The organism is Acidovorax sp. KPB24-07 (assembly GCF_057543315.1).
Genome location: NZ_BAAJYS010000594.1, coordinates 1 through 1578, shown reverse-complemented (window position 1 = coordinate 1578; position 1578 = coordinate 1). Strand labels below are relative to the sequence as shown.

Genomic DNA, 1578 nt, shown 5'->3' with positions numbered 1-1578 from the left:
CCGGCGCGCCGCGTCGCCGCCGCAGCGGCCGCCGCTCCAGGGCGCCGGCCGGAACCGTCATGCCGGGCGGGCACAATACCGCCCACCATGCTGATGTACCCCCAAATCGACCCCATCGCCCTGCAAGTGGGCCCGCTGGCCATCCACTGGTACGGCCTGACCTATCTGGCGGCCTTCGCGCTGTTCATGTTCCTCGGGGTGCGGCGCCTGCGCCACGAGCCCTTCGCCTCCATCACCGGGCCCGGTGCCTGGACGCGGCGCGACGTGGAGGACATCCTCTTTCTCGGCGTGGTGGGCGTGGTGGCGGGGGGGCGGCTGGGCTACTGCCTGTTCTACAAGCCGGGCTACTACCTGTCCAACCCGCTGGAGATCTTCTACATCTGGCAGGGCGGCATGAGCTTTCATGGCGGGCTGCTGGGCGTGATCGCCGCGATGGTGTGGTTCGCGCATTCGCGCAAGCGGCCCTGGCTGCAGGTGGCCGACTTCGTGGCGCCGTGCGTGCCGACGGGGCTCGCGGCCGGGCGCGTGGGCAACTTCATCAACGGCGAGCTGTGGGGGCGCTTCAGCAGCCCGGACCTGCCCTGGGGCATGGTGTTCCCGCAAAGCGGCTCGCTGCTGCCGCGCCACCCGTCGCAGGTGTACCAGTTCCTGCTGGAGGGCGTGCTGCTGTTCGTGCTGCTGTGGCTCTATGCCCGCCGCGAGCGCCGCCAGGGCGAGGTGGCCGCGGCCTTCCTGGTGGGCTACGGCAGCTTCCGCTTCATCGCCGAATACTTCCGCGAGCCGGATGCGTTCCTGGGCATCCTCTCGCTGGGCATGAGCATGGGCCAATGGCTGTGCGTGCCGATGATCGTCGCCGGCATCGCCATGTGGGTGTGGGCGCGGCGCCAGCCGGTGCTGCAAAGGGCTTGAGGCCCCAGGGGCCTCCAGCACAATAAATACCAGGGCATGTTGCTATTGAAAATATAGCAAACGCCCTGGGGTCGAATCGGCACCGCAGGGTGCCTCAGACCGCCGCGCGCCGCGGCGCCATCGACCACAGCAGGCCCAGCGCCACGGCCAGCAGGACCAGCATGGCCGCATTGATGGCGGTCCATCCGATGCCCGACAGCAGCGCGCCCGAGCCGAACGACATGGCCACGGCCATGCCGCCGTTGCACAGCTCCATCAGCGCCTGGGCCGGGCCGCGTTCGTGCTCCGCGTGGTTTTCGGACAGCAGCGTGGTGCCGGCGATCAGCATCAGGTTCCAGCCCACGCCCAGCAGCAGCGAGCTGGCCAGGAACTGCGCGAACCCCAGGCCCGACAGCGCCACCGTCGCGCTGGCCACCAGCGCCAGGGCGCCCTGCCGGCCACGCGCCGGCTGCCCCAGCGGTCCACCAGCGGGCCGGCGAAGAACGCCGGCAGAAACATGCCCACCACGTGCCACTGGATCACCCGCGCCGCCTGGGCCGTGGAGAAGCCGCACCCATCCATGGCCAGCGGGGTGGCGTTCATGGCCAGGATCATCAGGCCGTGGCCGATGGCCGTCATGCCCACGGCGGCGCGCAGGGCGGGGCGCCGCAGCAGCGCGAGCAGCACCGC

The 1578-nt window shown here is 70.6% G+C and carries 2 protein-coding genes; one reads left to right on the top strand and one right to left on the bottom strand.

Annotation, left to right across the window (positions count from 1 at the left end; translation table 11 throughout):
* The first annotated feature begins 87 nt into the window (after positions 1 to 87).
* Entirely contained in the window at positions 88 to 909 is an 822-nt protein-coding gene (lgt, locus tag AC27IQ_RS24200) for a prolipoprotein diacylglyceryl transferase (protein WP_284428883.1), read from the top strand.
* A 94-nt stretch (positions 910 to 1003) separates the two neighbouring features.
* On the opposite strand, the gene AC27IQ_RS24195 is transcribed toward lgt, so the two are convergent.
* Complete coding sequence (locus AC27IQ_RS24195) at positions 1004 to 1324, bottom strand: hypothetical protein (protein WP_487091086.1); 321 nt, start codon at positions 1322 to 1324, stop codon at positions 1004 to 1006.
* Between the last annotated feature and the right edge of the window lie 254 nt (positions 1325 to 1578).